Genomic DNA, 17,357 nt, shown 5'->3' with positions numbered 1-17,357 from the left:
GGCAGCGTGCGGAGGCGCGGCCGGAAGGGAGGAGCCCCATGACAATCGCGCAAGAAACCGCCGCCAGCACGGCTTCGGCTGCAACCACCCGGCGCCGAAGCCGACTGGACGCCCGGGAAGGGCGTACGGCCCTGTTCTTCCTGTTGCCGAGCCTGATCGGGGTGACTCTCTTCCTGGTCGTGCCCATCGTCGCATCGCTCGTGCTCAGCTTCACCAACTGGAAGCTGCTGGGCAAACCGCAGTTCCTGGGGTTTGCCAACTATGTCCGGCTCTTCACGGCCGACCCGCAGTTCTGGACGATCCTGCGCAATACGCTGTTCTTCACGGCCGAATACCTGGTGCTGAACCTGGTGATTTCCGTGGGGCTGGCTGTCTGGATCTCCAGCCTCAAGATGGGGCAGCGATGGTTCCGGGTGATCTTCTTCCTCCCGACCTTCACCCCGACCATCGCCGTCGCCATCGTCTGGATGCTCATATTCGCGCCCGACGGGCTTTTCGATACCATGATGCGCGCGCTCTCCTGGACCGTGCCGGGCGTGCTCACCGATCAGACGCTGGCCATGCAGGCGGTCGTGGTGGTCTCGCTCTGGGCCGGGGTCGGGTACAACACCGTGCTCTTCAACGCCGCTCTCGACATGGTGCCTGCGAGCTATCTCGAGGCGGCGCGCATCGATGGCGCGACGGCCTGGGACCGGTTCTGGAGAATCCGCCTGCCGCTCATCTCGCCGACGCTGTTTTTCGGCACGGTGATGACGGCCATCACCTCGCTCCAGGTCTTCGACCAGATCTACGTCATGACCCGCGGCGGGCCCGGTTCGGCCACGGCCACGCTCGGCTACGCGGTCTACCAGAAGGGCTTTCAGGCCTTCCAGATGGGCTACGCCTCATCGATTGCCTGGGTCATGTTCGCCCTCATCATGGCGCTCACCGCCATGCAGTTCTGGCTCCAGCGCAAGTGGGTGCATTATGACAACTAAGTCCAAAGCCGCTGCGCGTCGGGCCCTGGTGCTCGATATCCTCAATCACGGCGCCCTGGCGCTGGTGGCACTGCTGTTCCTGTTCCCGTTCTTCTGGATGGTGTCGAACGCCGTGCGCAGCAATGCCGAGGTGCTGGCCATTCCGGTGCGGCTCCTGCCGTCGGTCTTCGAGTGGGACAATTTCGCCAAGGCGTGGACGGAGCAGCCCTTCGGCCGCTTCTTCTTCAACAGCTTCGTCATCGCGACGAGCGTCACGGCCATTACCGTGGTCGTCTCGTGCCTGTCGGGCTACGCCTTCGCGCGGCTGAGGTTTCCCGGGCGCGACCTGTTGCTGATGGGGTATCTGGGCACGCTCATGGTGCCGGGCATCATGCTCATCATCCCGCTCTACCTCATCATCAACAGCCTGGGCATGGTCAACACCTTCCAGGGGGTGATCCTGCCTGTCGCCTTCGGCACGTTCGGCTCATTCCTCTTGCGCCAGTTCTTCCTTTCCATCCCCAACGAGCTCGAAGAGGCGGCGCGGGTCGATGGCGCCTCGCGCCTGCGCATCCTCGTGAGCATCATCGTGCCGCTGTCGATGCCGGCGATCGGGCTGCTCTCTCTTTTCACCTTCATCGCGCAGTGGAACAACTTCCTCTGGCCGCTCATCGTCATGACGGGCGCCGAGAACGCCACGCTGCCCGTCGGGCTGACGCTCTTCCAGACCCAGCAGTCGACGGCCTGGAACTACATCATGGCGGGCGCCACCCTTTCCATGCTTCCCGGCATCATCCTCGCGATCCTGCTGCAGAAGCTCATCTACAACAGCATTGCCCTCAACGCCGGCATGGGCGGCCGCTAGCGGCGCAAACACGGGAGCCTAGCAACAATGGCAAGTGTAACGATCCGCAACGCGGTCAAGTCCTACGGCACGATGGAAGTGCTGCACGGCGTCTCGCTCGCCGCCCAGGACGGGGAGTTCGTGGTTCTGGTCGGTCCCTCGGGCTGCGGTAAGTCCACGCTGCTGCGCATGATCGCGGGCCTCGAAAGCATCACCGATGGCGACATCGATATCGGCGGGCGCGTCGTCAACGAACTGGAGCCCAAGGAGCGAGACATCGCCATGGTGTTCCAGTCCTATGCGCTCTATCCGCATATGAGCGTACGCGACAACATGGGGTTCTCCCTCAAGCTGGCGCGCCGCAGCCGCAAGGAGATCGAGGAAGCCGTCAACCGTGCCGCCGGTATCCTGGCGCTCGAGCCGCTCCTCGATCGCTATCCGCGACAGCTCTCGGGAGGGCAACGTCAGCGCGTTGCCATGGGCCGCGCCATCGTGCGTAACCCGGCCGTGTTCCTGTTCGACGAGCCCCTCTCCAACCTGGATGCCAAGCTGCGCGTGCAGATGCGCAGCGAGATCAAGGCGCTGCACCAGCGGCTCGGGTCCACCATGATCTACGTCACCCACGACCAGATGGAAGCCATGACCATGGCCGATCGCATCGTGGTGATGCGCGCCGGCAAGATCGAGCAGGTGGGCACGCCGCTCGAGATCTACGACAACCCGGCCAACAGTTTCGTGGCCGGATTCATCGGCTCGCCGTCGATGAACCTCATCGAGGGGACGGTAATGGAAAAGGATGGAACGGTCGTGCTCCGGGACGATGGCGGGGCGGACTGGAGCCTTGCCGAGGCAGCGCGCGCGCATCTGGGCCGGTCGGTGACCATGGGCATCCGGCCCGAGCAGATCGTGACCCGGGATGGCGCGATCAGCGGCACGGTGGTCAATGTCGAGCCGACGGGTGCGGAGACGCATGTGCAGGTGCAGGTCGGCGCCAATTCCATCGTGGTGGTGCTGCGCGACCGGTTCGCGGGGGCGGTAGGGTCGTCCATCGGCATCGCCAGCTTGCCTGAGCGCGTGAACCTCTTCTGCCGGGAGACGGGCGCGCGGCTTGCGCTGTCGCCGGGCTGAGACTCAGCCCTTGGGCGGGATCAGGCCGACGCGCATGTCCCTGGCCGAATAGACGGATTGGCCATCGGCCAGGACCTCGCCATCGGCGATGCCGAGCGCCAGCTTGCCGCGCCGGACCTGGCGCAGGCTGACCTCGTAGCGCACAAGCCGCGTCTCGGGGGTGATGTGCCCCCTGAACTTCACCTCGCCCACGCCGAGCGCGCGGCCCTTGCCGGGTGAGCCTGACCAGCCCAGCCAATAGCCGATCATCTGCCACATGGCATCGAGGCCCAGGCAGCCGGGCATGACCGGATCGCCAGCGAAATGGCAGGCGAAGAACCAGAGATCGGGCGCGATATCGAGTTCGCCGACGATGAGGCCGTTGCCGTGCCGGCCGCCATCCAGGGTGATGGCGGTGATGCGATCCATCATGAGCATGGGCGGGGCAGGGAGTTGCGCGTTGCCGGGGCCGAAATAGCCGCCGGCGCTCGATCGGAGCAGGTCATCCCTGGAGTAGCTCGCCTGCGGGACGTGGAAATCATGAGGGTTGTGCACGGGACTGCCTATGGGGAGGGGACGGGCGGTTGGATTTCGTCATCGTCCTCGAGCCGCAAGGCTGCGGCGATGAAACGCCAGATGTCGTCGGTGAGCGTCGCGGGATCGGGCCGGGTCGGGCCGGAAAGGACGCCGTGCAATGCCTGGCGGATGCCGCCGATCATGAGGGCGATGGTGAGGTGGGCATCGATATCGGCAGGAACGCGGCCATCGCGCCTGGCGGCCTCGAGCATGCGGGCGCCGTCGGCGAGCTGCCGGCTGGTGAAGGCGGCCTCCACTTCAAGAACTTCCGGCGCCCGGCTCAAGGCGCCCACGACCAGCGGGGCGAAGGGATGCGCGTAGTGGAAGCGCAGGTAGAGGCCAATACGCTCCTTCTCCCTGCCGGCCCAGGTCGGGGACACGAGGCGCGCGCCGCCGAAAGCCACGGCATCGAGCTCGTTATAGAAGTTCTCGACCACGGCGGCGACGAGCCCGGCCTTGGAGCCGAAGTGGTGGTAGGCCAGGCCGACGGATACCTGTGCCCGCCGGGCGACGCCCTGCATCTCGAGATGGCCGTGCCCTTCGACAAGTTCCTGCTGGGCGGCTGCAAGCAGCTTGGTGCGTGTGTCGGTCATACCGTACTTGTAGTGCTGAATTGAATTCAATTCAACACGGAAGGGTGAGCTAATTGGGGGAGGAGGGGCGGCGTGAGAAAGGGGAAGGAGGGGTGAGGGGTGAGGGGTGAGGGGTGAGGGGTGAGTGCGAGGGTGACGGAAGGGCGAGGGGGAGAGATGAGGGGGAGAGATGAGGGCGAGGGGGTGAGGGAGCTGAGGGTCGAATCCGGGGGCGAAGATCGCAGAAGCGATAGGCGAGAAGACAACGGCGAATGCTCGGTGAAGACCGGGGGAGATAGGCGTGAAGACAGGGGCGAAGGCCGGGTGAATGCCACGTGGAAGAAGGGCCCCGAGGAGACGGCGTCGGCAAGGGCGGATGGGTGGGGCCGCACGGGGCGGTGATCGGAAGGGGACGAATACGGTTGGGTGCGCCGGACCGGCGAACGGGGCTGCGTGCGGCGGCGCGGTGGTCACGCCTCGGCGGCCTCTTCGTAGGCGCGGTCGAGTTCGGCAAGGACCGAGCGGGACGGGGCGGGGGCGTCGAGGTGCAGGTGGCGCAGTTCATCCCGAAAATCGGCCCACATCTGCGGCCCGCCCTTTTCGAGGAGCAGGGCCCTTGCGGCCAGTTGCGGGCTGGCCGGCAGATAATGAGCGCCCCAGGCGCCCAGCTGCACCATGACCGGCACAAGGGCGATCGCCTTTTCGGTGAGACTATAGATGGTGCGCTGCTTGTGGGTCGGGTCGGGGGCAGCCGTTACAAGGCCTTCGCCAACAAGGCGCTTGAGGCGATTGGCCAGGATGTTGGTGGCGATGCCTTCGAGCGAGTTGGCGTGCAAATCCCCATAGGTGCGCTTGTTGCCGAACATCATGTCGCGCAGCACCACCAGACTCCATCGGTCTCCCAGCAGTTCAACGGAGAGGTTGATCGGGCATCCGGACCTGATTTCGTCCATAGGCGGGGTTCCTGACTACTTGCAGTTTACAAGTGGTATCGGGTTGGGGTACAGCTTGCACTTCACAAGTGGTTATGGTGTCGATAGCTGTCCAAGGCAAGCCCGGAAGAAAAACTGCGCCGGCTGTCGAATTTCACATCGCCTGTTCGTCTAGTGCTCAGAAGGTCCGGAGGAACCGAGAAATGAACACGCGTTACGGTTGGGTCATGGTGGCGGCGGGTGCGCTGATCACCTGTGTGGCGATGGGGGCGATGTTCGCGCTGCCCGTTTATCTTCAACCCATTGCAGAGGAAACCGGCTGGACCCATGCCGGTATCTCGGCGGCGATGACGGTCGGCTTCATCGTAATGGGCGTGGCCGGCTTCGGGTGGGGCACGCTCAGCGATCGCATCGGGGCACGACCGGTGGTCATGGCGGCCTCGGTTCTGCTGGTGACCGGGCTCGTCGTCGCCAGCCGGGCAACGGACCTGCTGGTTTTTCAGTTCGCCTATGGCGGCCTTGTGGGGGCATCGGGAGGCGCCTTCTTCGCGCCCATCATGGCGGCGACCGTCGGCTGGTTCGACAAGCATCGCAGCCTGGCGGTTTCGCTGGTCTCGGTGGGCGGGGGCGTGGCTCCCATGGTCATCACGCCCTTTGCCAGCTACCTCATACAGACCAATGGCTGGCGCAGCGCCATGCTAACCATCGCCATTGGCGCGCTGTTTCTGCTGATACCGGCCAGCCTCTTCATTCGTCGCCCGCCCCTGGTCGAGGACGCGCCCGCTCCCGTTGCGACGAGCGAAGCGCCGACCGAGGCAGCAGCGCCGACCAAGCAGCGCAGCGCCGCCGTGGCCGCGCTGCGCACGCCGCAATTCATCGTGCTCGCGACGACGTTCTTCCTTTGCTGCGCGGCCCATTCGGGGCCGATTTTCCACACGGTAAGCTATGCCATGATCTGCGGTGCCTCGGCGCTGGCGGCGGCGAGCATCTACAGCGTCGAAGGGGTGTCGGGGCTGGTGGGGCGGCTGGTGTTCGGCATCCTGGCGGATCGATTAGGCGTGCGGCGCGTCATCGTGGGCGGCCTGGCGCTGCAGGCAGTGGGTATCTACACCTACATCTACGTCTCCGAACTGACGCATTTCTACATGCTCGCCGTGATCCTTGGCATGGCCTATGGCGGGGTTATGCCGCTCTATGCGGTGCTGGCGCGCGACTATTTCGGGCCGCGCGTGATGGGGACGGTGCTCGGGGCCGCCACCATGACATCGAGCATCGGCATGGCCTTCGGTCCCGTCGGGGGCGGCTGGCTCTACGACACGTTCGGCAGCTATCACTGGCTCTATATCGCCTCGGCCGCGGTCGGGGTGGCAGCGGCCGGGATGGCGCTGGCCTTTCCGCCCCCCGCCAAGGCGCAGGAGGGCGATGGCCCAGGGGAACTGCAGCCCGCCTGATCAGTGGGCCTTGAGCACCGCCGCACAGGCTTTCGGAAGGTCCGCCAGCGTCAGCGGCGGGGCAGGAGGGCTGGTGCTGGGCTTATAGGGCGCGTCGGTGAACCAGTAGTCGAGTTCGCCGCCGCACCCGTCACCGGCCGGGATCGGGTTCTGATCGAGGCAGGACGCGACCCCCGGCGGGCAGGAAAGGCGCACGTGGAAATGGTCGTCGTGGCCGTACCAGGGGCGTATCTTGTGGAGGAAGCTGCGATCCCGCCAGGTGATGGCGCAGAGCGACTTCTTGATCCCCGGGGCGACGAAAATGCGCGCGACGCCTGGCAGTTGCGCCGCACGATAGATAAGGAGGCGTTCGGCCTCCCCGAACCGTTTCGGGTCGACCTCGCGGGTGCCTTTGCGGAGCACCGAAACGGCGCTCAGTTTCTCGCGCTCCTCGGCGCTCAGCGTGTGGTTCGGCATCGGTTGCAGCCAGATGTCGACATCCAGGCCGATCTGGTGGGAGGCATGCCCGCTTTTCATCGGGCCCCCACGGGCCTGGCCCATGTCGCCCACCATGATGCCCGGCCAACCGTCCTGCGCGGCGGACCCTGCCAGTGCTTCGATATAGCCGACGAGCTCGGGCGTTCCCCAACGGCGGTCGCGCGAAAGGCGCATGGCCTGCCAGCCCGGTCCATCAGTGGGCAATTGCACGGCGCCGGCGATACACCCCTTGGCGTAGCTTCCCACGGGAATGGAGGGACCGCCCGTGGGCTGGCTCATTGCTCCGAAGAGGTCACGGGCCGGTTGCTGGGCGTTGGCGGACGTCAGCAGCAGGCATAGGGCGATCGAGGCAAAACCAAGCAGGCGGGGAAGGTTCATCTGTGCACCGGAAGTGAATCAGTTTGGTGGATCATAACGTGATCCCGCCGCCATTCGATTTATGGGGCGATCACGATTACCAAACGTGGCCTGCACGCGCTGGAGCGAGACGGAATATCAACCTCTGGGCGCGATAAAGGGCCATTCAGAGGCTCTTGACGTGAATAAGCTGCAACAGCGCATCTTGCCCAGGCTGCGTAAGCTCATATCGGGCAGGCTGCGCAACGTGTTCATCGTGGTGCTTGGCGCCTGCGTGGGGGTTGCGGCCGGACTGGTGGTCACCGCCATCGGGTGGCTGGTCAATGCGCTGCATCACCTGCTTTTCAACCTGCCGAGCGATTCCCGACTGAGCGCGCAAGCCGTGCTGCAATCGCCATGGCTTGCGCTGGTGCCGGCGGTGGGTGGGGCGCTGCTGGCCATCAGCATCATCCTCTCGCGCCGCTTCCGGGCGCGACCCCCGGTCGACCCGATCGAGGCCAACGCGATCCATGGCGGGCAGATGTCCTTCCGCGAAAGCCTGATCGTGACGGGGCAGATCATCATCTCGAGCGGGTTCGGCGCCTCGGTGGGGCTGGAAGCGGGCTATACGCAGATGGCCTCGGTGCTCGGATCGAAGGCGGCGGCGTTCCTACGGCTGCGGCGCAACGAGATCCGCACGCTGGTCGGGTGCGGGGCTGCGGGCGCCATTGCGGCAGCGTTCAACACCCCGATCACCGGCGCATTCTACGCGTTCGAGCTCATCATCGGGGTCTATTCGGTGGCGTTGCTAGCGCCCGTCATCGCCGCTTCGCTGGCGGCGACGTTCACGGCACGTGCCCTGAGCGCGTTCCAGACGCCCATCGAAGTCGGCGGCATCAATCCGCTGGCATCGGCGGATATCCCCGCGTTCCTGGCGCTCGGGATCGTCGGGGGAGCGCTGGCGGTGGGGATCATGCTGCTCGTGACCCAGGTGGAGCGAGGGTTCAGCTGGCTGCGCTGTCCGCAACCCTTGCGCCCCATCATCGGTGGCGCGGCCGTGGGCGCGCTCGCGCTCATCACGCCGGCGGTGCTGTCATCGGGTCACGGCGCGCTCCAGGTGCATTTCATCCAGGCGGCCGACGTCAGCGCTATCGCGCTGCTTTTCGTGCTCAAGGTTGCCGCGTCCAGCCTGTCGCTGGGGGCGGGTTTTCGCGGTGGGCTGTTCTTTGCCTCGCTGTTCCTGGGGGCGCTCTTCGGCCGGCTGTTCGCGATAGGGATCGCGACCTCGGGTCTGGCGCCGGGAATCGATCCGGTGATTTCGAGCCTGGTCGGAATGGCCTCGCTGGCGGTGGGTATAGTGGGCGGCCCGCTCACCATGACGTTCCTGGTGCTCGAGACGACGGGCGATCTGGCGATCAGCGCTGCGGTGCTGGTGGCGTCGGCCTTCTCGTCGATCTTCGTGCGCGAGACCTTCGGCTATTCCTTCTCGACCTGGCGCCTGCATTTGCGCGGCGAAACCATCCGGGCGCCGCACGACGTGGGCCGGCTACGGAACCTCACCGTGGGCAAGATGATGCGTGCCGACGTCAAGACGGTGCCCGAAGACACGACGATCGAGGCCTTCCGGCAGAAGTATCCGCTCGGTTCGACCGAACGCGTCATCGCCACCGACAGGAAGGGGCGCTATGCCGGGATCGTGCTGGTCGCGGAGGCCTACGGCGCCACCGAAGGGGAGGCGGAGGCCGGCAACACGATCGCGCGCCTGCTCAAGTACAAGGATCGCTTCCTGCTGCCGGGCCTCAACGTGGCCGATGCCGCCGCGATGTTCGAGAAGGCCAGCAGCGAAGAGCTGGCCGTTGTGGATAATCTTGGCAACCGGCAGGTGATCGGCCTGCTGACCGAGGCCTATCTCCTGCGGCGGTATACGTCCGAACTCGACAAGGGATGGAAGGATCTGACCGGCTAGGCCCGGTCGCGAACCGTCACGGCGCGGCCCTCGCGCGAGGAGAGCAGGATGGCGTCGATGAGATCGTGGGCCCTCAGCGCCATCTCTCCGGTGATCCGGGGCGAGCGGTCCTGGGCGATGGCTTCGGCGAAGTCGCTCAGCAAGGCCTCGTGCAACTGGTGGCCGAAACCCATGATCTGTGCATCCGCAAGCCGGCCGGCGTCCGGGTCTCCGACCGTGAGGCTGGTCCCGTCCTGGAACTGGGCGCTCAGGTGCGGACCGATGAGGACCGCCGTTCCCTTCGTGCCGATCAGTTCGATCCGCTCCGGCAGCCCGGGATAGGCGCAGGTGGTGGCGCTTATCGTGCCGATCGCGCCGTTGGCAAAGCGGAGGACGCAGGCGGCGAGATCCTCGGTCTCCATGGTGTGGATGGGGCTGGTCCGGGCATAGCCGGTCACCTCGAGGGGCGTGCCTGCGAAGGACAGCAGAAGGTCCAGCGTGTGGATGGCCTGGTTCATGAGGACGCCGCCGCCGTCGCGCTGGAGCGTGCCGCGGCCGGGCTCATCGTAATAGCTCTGCGTGCGCCAGTTGTCTCGACGCGCGGACGCGGAGATGAGGTCGCCGAGCCGGCCCTGCGAGAGCAGTTCTGCCAGGGCAAGACTCGCTGGCCGAAAGCGGTTCTGGAAAACGATGCCGAGCTTGACGCCTGCGTCGCGTGCCGCGGCGATGACGGCCTCGGCCCGTTCGGTGGATATATCGAGCGGCTTTTCCAGCAGGATGTGCTTGCCGGCCCGGGCGGCCTGCTCAACCAGCTCGAGATGGCTGGAGGGGGGCGTGAGGATCAGCACCGCGTCGATGGAGGCATCGGACAGGATGGCCTGAAGGCTGTCGACGACGGGCAGTCCGTAGCGATCTGAGAATTCCTGGCGACGCGAGGCGGTGGGGCTGAATGCGGCAACCACCTCGATGCGACCAGGAAGAGCCAGAAGCGCCTCGGCGTGCGGTGCCACCGCCATGCCCAAGCCAATGATACCTACCCGCAGAACGCTCATATGATTCTCCCAGCCTCAGGAGGGAGCAGTAGCACCCGATGCGGTGCGAGGGGAAACCGCGTGTTCATGGTGCGGCGTCTGGCCCGATACGGGTTGCCGCCAGGCGCTCGCGCAGCCACTCAGCAGCCGGCCCGAAGGGGTGCTGCTTGTGCCAGACCATTTCGAGCGCGACGGGCCAGTCGGCATCGTCGAACTGCAATTCGGGCATTGCGAGGTCATCGATTACGGGCGAGTTGGCGATGATGTGGTCGGGAACCAGCGCCCAGCCTATGCCCTGCTTGACCAGTTGCAGGATGACCCAATGGCTTTCCACCCACCAGACCTCGGCCGCAATGCGAAGGCGCTGCTTCTCGGGACCGTCGTTGCGGGCGGCCACGAGGATTTGCCGGTAGCGCTTGAGGTCTTCCCAATCCACGCGCAGCCCGGCCAGAGGATGATGCCTGCCGCACACCAGCTTGAGCGGGACCCAGCCCATGGTCTGGAAGCCCAACTCGGTCGGCAGCGCTTCCTGGCGCCACATAACGCCGATATCGGCGCGACCGGCCAGCACCATGCGGCTGACGTCTTCCATGAGCGGGAACACCAGTTCGAGCTCGACATGGGGGAAGTGCCGCACGAAGTCGGCGAAGAGCTGTCCGACGGCGCGCTCGGGGAAGAGCTCGTCGATGGCGACGACCAGACGGGTTTCGATATTGGCCTGGAAGCTGCGGGCCACGCCGATCAGGTGCTCGCGCCTATCGAGGATGACCCGTGCCTCGGGCAGCAGGCGCTGGCCGGCGGCCGTTAGCACTGGATTGCGACCGGCCCGGCTGAAGAGGGGCTGGCCCAGATCGACCTCGAGGTTGGCGACATGAGTGCTGACGGCGGACTGCGCCTTGCGCAGGGCGCGCGCCGCGCCCGAGAACGAGCCGTGCTCGGCAGCTGCGACGAACGCTTCCAGTTGATCGAGTGAAATGCTCATCTATCGATATTGGAGATGGTAGCTAACTTGATTTCATCGATATCGCCGATAGAAAGCGCCTCGTCAATGACAACGAAAGAAACGAGGATTTTCCCGTGGCAATGCGTTCTTTCCCTGACCGCGTGCGTCATGCCCTGATGTTCGAGATCGTCGGCCTGGCGATCGTGATTCCTGCCGGCTCCTACCTTTTCGGCCTGCCTGCCGCCCATATGGGCGTGATAGGCATCGTGGGAGCGACCGTGGCGACACTCTGGAACTTCGTGTTCAATCTCGGTTTCGACCATGCGCTGTTGCGCCTTCAAGGCCATACCCGCAAGAGCGTGGCGGTGCGCGTGGCGCACGCGGTTCTCTTCGAGATAGGGCTGCTGGCGATGCTGCTGCCGATGATCGCCTGGTACCTGGGCGTGAGCCTGGTGCAGGCGTTCCTGATGGATATGTCGATGGTGGTTTTCTACGTGGTCTACGCCTTCGTCTTCAACATAGCCTACGACCGGGTCTTCCCGGTGCGAAGCAACCAGCCGGCGTTTGCCGGCTGAACCTTTCCACACCTTCGCGCCCGTGGGACGGCATGGGTCCGTTCCCTTGCGGCAACGGATCGGCCACAGTCCCGGCGACCAAATCGCTGGAGGACGACATGACATTTCAAGGCTACCTCGACACCATCAAGGCCAAGACCGGCAAGGGGCCGGAGGACTTCCAGGCCATGGCGGACGCCAAGGGTTTCTCGGTCGATGGGCGGCTCAAGCCCGAGGTAAAGGCCGGACAGATCGTCGAATGGCTGCGCGATGAATTCGAACTCGGCCATGGCCACGCCATGGCGATCTACGCGCTGCTGAGCGGCAAGAAGAAGCCGGGCGACTGAGGCGGTCGCGACGTCAAACAGTCCAAATGGACTACTGTTCGGTTCACGCGCGAGAGGGGCAGATTGTCACCATAGTTGGATTCTTGGGACGTACCGGAAGCGGTGCGGTGGGCCATGCTCAAGACTGGTGGCAAAGACGACAATGAATTCCTGAGCGTATTCGGCGGGAACCTCGCCGATCCGCTGCCCGACGGCGGTAGCCGACCCAAGGGCGATACCGGCAGTGCCGGCGGCGGCGCCGCGTCAGCCGGCACGGGCGGATCCGATCACGCTACGCCCCAGTTGCTGGCCCATAGCGCCGGCGTGCTCGGCGGGCAGGCTCATCCGGCACCGAGAACCTCGGGCGTGCCCAACTTCACGCCGCAACAGATGTTTGGCGGCGGCACGACGGTGGTGATGACCTCGCTCTCGTTCGACGGCATCTCGATCGCGCCGCAGGTCCAGGCCGCCACGCTCGATACGACCAGCAGCGCCAGCACCTTCTCGATCAGCATCGACAGCGTGGCGCCGACGACGGATCCGGCGGTGACGACCGACGCGGCGCCCCAGGTCGCAGCGTTCTCGGTTGCCGCGCCAGTCGTTGCGGAACTGACAACGACACCAGCGCTCAACAAGATTGCGCTCGAAAACCTCAAGCAGGGTACGCCGCGCAGCGTCTGGGCACTGCAGAGCGATATCGGCGATGCCAACATCCAGGGCTTTGCCACCGAAATCAGCACCAATATCGGGGGGACGGTCGATTTCAAGATCGCCACCGATTCTACCCACTATCGCCTCGAAATCTATCGAATGGGCTATTACGGCGGCGATGGCGCGCGACTGGTCGACGTGGTCGACAAGCAGTTGGACAGCGCGCAGATCCAGCCGCACCCGATCGTGGATGCTTCCATCGGCCTGATCGATGCGGGCAACTGGTCGGTTTCGGCAAGCTGGGACATTCCGGCCGACGCGGTTTCGGGAGTGTATTTCGCCAAGCTGGTTCGCGAGGACGGGACGGCGGGCGAAAACATCATCCCCTTCATCGTGCGCGACGACTCGGCGCATAGCGACATCGTCTTCCAGACTTCCGACACCACCTGGCAGGCCTACAATCCCTGGGGCGGTGCCAACCTCTATGGAGGGACGACCCCGCTCAATCCCAATGACATGATCGCCTACATGCCGCCCAATTGCGGCTGCGGCCTGGGGGCCATCGGGCGCGCCTATGCGGTGAGCTACAACCGGCCGATCATCACCTCGACCAATACCGGGTTCCTGCTGGCCGGTCCGCAGGACTTCGTGTTCGGCGAGGAGTTTCCGGCGATCCAGTGGCTGGAGCAGAACGGGTACGACGTTACCTACATCTCGGGCGTCGATGCGGCGCGTTCGGGCAGTCTGCTGCTCAACCACGACGTCTATCTCTCGGTGGGCCACGACGAGTATTGGTCCGCCGAGCAGCGCGAGAATGTGACGGCGGCGCGCGACGCGGGCGTCAACCTTGCGTTCCTGGGCGGCAATGACTGCTACTGGAAGGTGCAGTGGACCGACAGCATCGACGGCAACGGCACGCCCTACCGCACGATGGTTTGCTACAAGGACACCTGGGCCAATACCCAGATCAACCCGGCCGACAGCGCCACCGGCACCTGGCGCGATCCGCGCTTCGCCGATCCGGGCCAGGAGCCCGAGAATTCGCTCCTGGGCACGATGTTCACCGTGGATTCGTGGCGTTCGGACACGATGACCATTCCCTATGACATGACCCAGCTCCGCTTCTGGCGCAACACGGCCATTTCCGACACGCAGCCGGGGGATACGGCTGAGCTCGTCAACGGGTTGCTGGGCTATGAGTGGAACTCGGATGTCGATAATGGCTTCCGCCCGGCGGGCCTGATCAACCTCTCGCTCTCCACCATCTCCGTGGACACCTACCTGCTCGACTACGGCAATACGGTGGGCAGCGGCACGGCCACGCACAGCCTGACCATGTATCGCGACCAGGAGAGCGGGGCGCTGGTGTTCAGCGCGGGCTCGGTGATGTGGTCGTGGGGCCTCAACGCGCAGCACGACCTCGAAGGCGTCCCGGTGGACCCAAATGTGCAGCAGGCCATGGTCAACCTCTTCGCCGACATGGGCGTGCAGCCGACGACGCTCGACGCGAGCCTGGTGCTGGCTACGCAATCGACAGACACGCTGGCGCCGGTTGCGGCGTTGACCAATCCCACGGCGGGAGCCGCCTTTACGGAAGGCCAGCGCTTCACCATCACCGGCACCGCACAGGATCTCGGCGGCGGACGGGTGGCGGGCATCGAGGTGTCGGTCGATGGCGGCATCACCTGGCACAAGGCCACGGGCACGACGAACTGGAGCTATGTCTGGATCGCCCAGGCGAGCGGCACCTACCAGATCACCGCCAGAGCCACCGATGACAGCCTCAATATCGGGGCCGGCTCGGCCAATGTCAGCATCCAGGTGACGCTGCCCTCGACCTCGAGCCTCTGGACCTATGCCGATGCCCCCGCGCAACTGGTCGAGTACGAGCGGGATTCGGTGGAGCTGGGTGTCAAGTTCACGGCCGAAACGGCCGGCACGATCAGCGCCATCCGCTTTTACAAGGGCCCGCTCAATGGCGGTACACATACGGGCAGCCTGTGGACGAGCTCCGGCACGCTGCTTGCGACGGGAACGTTCACGGATGAAACGCTCACCGGCTGGCAAACCCTGACCTTTTCGAACCCGATCACGGTGCAGGCGGGCCAGCAGTATGTCGCCTCCTACCACACCAGCGGCTACTACTCGGCCGACGAAGGCTATTTCAACGCGTCCTACGATAGTGGGGTGCTCAGCGCCTCGGCCGGCGCGGGTGCGTTCGCCTATGGCAGCGACGCCTACCTCTTCCCGTCCCTGAGCAGCAATTCGAACTACTGGGTCGACGTGGTCTTCACGCCCAGCACCACCAACAACGCGCCGACGGCGTTCGATGACACGGTGCGTGCGGGGTGGAACGCGACGGCAGAGTATCGGGCTGCCCAATTGCTCGGGAACGACACCGACCCCGATGGCGATGCCTTGCGCATTCTCTCGGTCAGCAATGCCGTCCATGGCGTCGTGTCATTCAATGCTACGACCAAGATCGTTTCCTTCACGCCCGATAGCGGCTTTTCGGGAACGGCTTCGTTCTCCTATTCGATTACGGATGGACGCGGCGGCACGGCCAACGGCAACGTCACCGTGGAGGTGCTGCAGGGCGTCGTGGGCGCCAGCCTCTTCTCGCTCGAAACGGCCCCCACGGGTACGCCCCAGAACGATTCCGCGGGCGTGGAACTGGGTGTCAAGTTCACGGTGGCTGCGGACGGTACCATCACCGGCCTGCGCTACTACAAGAGCGCCCAGGACACCGGCACCCATACGGGTTCGCTCTGGACTTCGACTGGCGTGTTGCTGGCGACGGCGACCTTCACCAACGAAACCGAAAGCGGCTGGCAGACCGTGACTTTCGCCAACGCCATTTCGGTCAGCGCGAATGTCACTTATGTGGCGAGCTACCACTCGAACGGTTTCTACATGGCCGACGGGAACTACTTCGCCACCAATGTCGTCAACGGCCCGGTGATGGCGCCTTCGAGCACGGCGGCGGGCGGAAACGGGGTCTATGCCTACGGGTCCACAAGCGTCTTCCCGAGCGATTCCTTCGGGGCCACCAATTACTGGGTCGACGTGACCTTTGACAGCCTGGGCGGCGGCAACCATAACCCTGTAGCCGGTGCCGATACCGGCTATTCGACGCCAATGGGCACGCCGATCACCATTGCCGTGGCCTCGCTGCTGGCCAATGACAGCGACGCCGATGGCGATGCGCTCACCATCACGGCCGTCTCGGCAGCCAATAACGGCACGGTGAGCCTGGATGCCGTCAATGGCACGATTACCTACACCCCCAATGCCGGTTTCTCGGGCGCGGGCGGGTTCAGCTACACGCTTTCGGACGGCCAGGGTGGGTCGGCGACGGGCGCCGTTTCAGTGGCGGTTACTTCGAGTTCGACGACCTATTCGCTCTTCGGCTCCTCGGACCAGCCGGTGAACGGCTCGGTCTACGACCCCAATTCGGTCGAACTGGGTGTCAAGTTCACCGTCTCGGCGGACGGCACGATCACGGGCATCAAGTACTACAAGAGCGCCCAAGACCTGGGCACGCATACCGGGTCGCTGTGGACCTCGACCGGCACTTTGCTGGCAACGGCCACGTTCACCAACGAGACGGCGAGCGGCTGGCAGGTCGTTACGTTCAACGCCCCGATCTCCGTCACGGCCGGCGTCACCTACGTGGCCTCGTTCCACTCGAACGGCTACTACGCGGCGGACGGCAACTACTTCACCAACGATCACACCAGCGGACCCCTGACCGCGCTGTCGAGTGCCAGCAGCGGCGGCAACGGCATCTATGGCTACGGGACCGGCACGCTGTTCCCGACCCAGACCTATAACAGCGCCAATTACTGGGTGGACGTCGTCTATACCCAGGGCAGCACGAACCACAATCCAGTGGCCAATGCCGACAGCGGCCTGACAACTGCCGCAGGCACGCCGCTGGCAATTTCGGCCTCGACGCTGCTGGCCAACGATACTGACGCGGACAACGATCCGCTGACCATTACCGGGGTGAGCGGGGCTTCGAACGGCTCGGTCACCTTCGACGCGGTCAACAACGTTGTGACCTTCACGCCCAATGTGGGCTACTCGGGCGCGGCGACCTTCACCTACGCCATTTCGGATGGTCATGGCGGGCTCTCGTCGGCCGAAGTGTCGCTGCAGGTCGCAGCGCCGGTGGAACAGAGCCTCTTCTCGGCCAGCGACGCGCCGGCCCAGACCTACTCGGACGGCATCCCGCTGCAATTGGGCATGCAGTTCCAGGCAGACGTGGCGGGCAACATCACCGGAATCCGGTTCTACAAGGCTGCCAACGACAACACCACGCACACGGCGAACCTGTGGACCTCGACCGGAACGCTCCTGGCCAGCGGTACGACCACGGATGAAAGCGCGAGCGGGTGGCAGACCGTTACCCTCACGCAGCCGGTGTCGATCACGGCCAATACCGACTACGTGGTGTCCTATGGTTCGAACGGAGCCTATGGCGCGACGGGTAATTTCTTCACCGCCGACATCACCAACGGGCACCTGACGGCAGCGTCCGACATCAACGGGCTATACGCCTACGGCACCGGCGATATCTTCCCGACATCGACCTACAACAAGACCAATTATTACGTCGACGTCCTGTTCCAGCCGCTGGCCGCCTAGATGCAG

At 64.9% G+C, this 17,357-nt stretch carries 14 protein-coding genes; 8 read left to right on the top strand and 6 right to left on the bottom strand.

The window, feature by feature from the left end:
* Nucleotides 1–38 precede the first annotated feature (38 nt).
* The 3 genes from FNA67_RS17245 to FNA67_RS17235 are packed head-to-tail and all read left to right on the top strand — an operon-like array spanning nucleotide 39 to nucleotide 2,928.
* Nucleotides 39–977, top strand: coding sequence for a carbohydrate ABC transporter permease (locus FNA67_RS17245; RefSeq protein ID WP_049706314.1), 939 nt, complete (start codon nucleotides 39–41; stop codon nucleotides 975–977).
* Nucleotides 967–1,821: a carbohydrate ABC transporter permease gene (locus FNA67_RS17240; protein ID WP_049706313.1), complete on the top strand. Its 855-nt coding sequence runs from the start codon at nucleotides 967–969 to the stop codon at nucleotides 1,819–1,821. Before FNA67_RS17245 ends, FNA67_RS17240 begins: the two co-directional genes overlap by 11 nt.
* 27 nt (nucleotides 1,822–1,848) lie before the next feature.
* Nucleotides 1,849–2,928 carry an ABC transporter ATP-binding protein gene (locus tag FNA67_RS17235; RefSeq protein WP_147657205.1) on the top strand — a complete coding sequence of 360 codons (1,080 nt, stop codon included), beginning with the start codon at nucleotides 1,849–1,851 and terminating at the stop codon, nucleotides 2,926–2,928.
* A gap of 3 nt (nucleotides 2,929–2,931) precedes the next feature.
* Here FNA67_RS17235 and fabA read toward each other — a convergent pair whose 3' ends face one another.
* The 3 genes from fabA to FNA67_RS17220 all read right to left on the bottom strand — a co-directional run bounded on the left by fabA (nucleotide 2,932) and on the right by FNA67_RS17220 (nucleotide 5,008).
* On the bottom strand, nucleotides 2,932–3,462 hold the full coding sequence (gene fabA, locus FNA67_RS17230) for a bifunctional 3-hydroxydecanoyl-ACP dehydratase/trans-2-decenoyl-ACP isomerase (RefSeq protein ID WP_147657202.1): 531 nt from the start codon (nucleotides 3,460–3,462) through the stop codon (nucleotides 2,932–2,934).
* Between the two features lie 8 nt (nucleotides 3,463–3,470).
* The gene (locus FNA67_RS17225) at nucleotides 3,471–4,076 is read right to left on the bottom strand and encodes a TetR/AcrR family transcriptional regulator (RefSeq protein ID WP_147657200.1); all 606 of its coding nucleotides are present in this window, start codon (nucleotides 4,074–4,076) and stop codon (nucleotides 3,471–3,473) included.
* 449 nt (nucleotides 4,077–4,525) lie between these two features.
* Nucleotides 4,526–5,008, bottom strand: coding sequence for a winged helix-turn-helix transcriptional regulator (locus tag FNA67_RS17220; protein ID WP_147657198.1), 483 nt, complete (start codon nucleotides 5,006–5,008; stop codon nucleotides 4,526–4,528).
* A 182-nt stretch (nucleotides 5,009–5,190) separates the two neighbouring features.
* On the opposite strand from FNA67_RS17220, the gene FNA67_RS17215 reads away from it, so the two are divergent.
* Complete coding sequence (locus FNA67_RS17215) at nucleotides 5,191–6,438, top strand: MFS transporter (protein ID WP_147657196.1); 1,248 nt, start codon at nucleotides 5,191–5,193, stop codon at nucleotides 6,436–6,438.
* On the opposite strand, the gene mepA is transcribed toward FNA67_RS17215, so the two are convergent.
* Complete coding sequence (mepA, locus tag FNA67_RS17210; RefSeq protein WP_147657194.1) at nucleotides 6,439–7,293, bottom strand: penicillin-insensitive murein endopeptidase; 855 nt, start codon at nucleotides 7,291–7,293, stop codon at nucleotides 6,439–6,441. It abuts the gene before it with no gap.
* Nucleotides 7,294–7,462: 169 nt separating this feature from the next.
* On the opposite strand from mepA, the gene FNA67_RS17205 reads away from it, so the two are divergent.
* The gene (locus tag FNA67_RS17205; RefSeq protein ID WP_371874390.1) at nucleotides 7,463–9,217 is read left to right on the top strand and encodes a chloride channel protein; all 1,755 of its coding nucleotides are present in this window, start codon (nucleotides 7,463–7,465) and stop codon (nucleotides 9,215–9,217) included.
* On the opposite strand, the gene FNA67_RS17200 is transcribed toward FNA67_RS17205, so the two are convergent.
* Nucleotides 9,214–10,248 carry a Gfo/Idh/MocA family protein gene (locus FNA67_RS17200; RefSeq protein ID WP_147657190.1) on the bottom strand — a complete coding sequence of 345 codons (1,035 nt, stop codon included), beginning with the start codon at nucleotides 10,246–10,248 and terminating at the stop codon, nucleotides 9,214–9,216. The two genes, FNA67_RS17205 and FNA67_RS17200, sit on opposite strands and share 4 nt — an antisense overlap.
* A 64-nt stretch (nucleotides 10,249–10,312) precedes the next feature.
* A complete protein-coding gene (locus tag FNA67_RS17195) occupies nucleotides 10,313–11,209 on the bottom strand; it encodes a LysR family transcriptional regulator (protein ID WP_147657188.1) in 897 nt (298 codons plus the stop codon).
* Between the two features lie 101 nt (nucleotides 11,210–11,310).
* On the opposite strand from FNA67_RS17195, the gene FNA67_RS17190 reads away from it, so the two are divergent.
* The 3 genes from FNA67_RS17190 (at nucleotide 11,311) to FNA67_RS17180 (ending at nucleotide 17,351) form a co-directional block, all read left to right on the top strand.
* Nucleotides 11,311–11,745: a PACE efflux transporter gene (locus FNA67_RS17190; RefSeq protein WP_049708110.1), complete on the top strand. Its 435-nt coding sequence runs from the start codon at nucleotides 11,311–11,313 to the stop codon at nucleotides 11,743–11,745.
* Between the two features lie 98 nt (nucleotides 11,746–11,843).
* Nucleotides 11,844–12,071 (top strand): DUF4287 domain-containing protein, encoded by a 228-nt coding sequence (locus tag FNA67_RS17185; RefSeq protein WP_147657186.1) that lies wholly within the window; start codon nucleotides 11,844–11,846, stop codon nucleotides 12,069–12,071.
* A gap of 114 nt (nucleotides 12,072–12,185) precedes the next feature.
* On the top strand, nucleotides 12,186–17,351 hold the full coding sequence (locus FNA67_RS17180) for a DUF4082 domain-containing protein (RefSeq protein ID WP_147657184.1): 5,166 nt from the start codon (nucleotides 12,186–12,188) through the stop codon (nucleotides 17,349–17,351).
* The last annotated feature ends 6 nt before the right edge of the window (nucleotides 17,352–17,357 follow it).

This window comes from Youhaiella tibetensis, assembly GCF_008000755.1.
In the GTDB taxonomy this organism is placed as follows: Bacteria; Pseudomonadota; Alphaproteobacteria; order Rhizobiales; family Devosiaceae; genus Paradevosia; species Paradevosia tibetensis.
The sequence above is the reverse complement of the archived record's forward strand: the minus strand, read 5'-3'. Positions and strand labels throughout refer to the sequence as shown.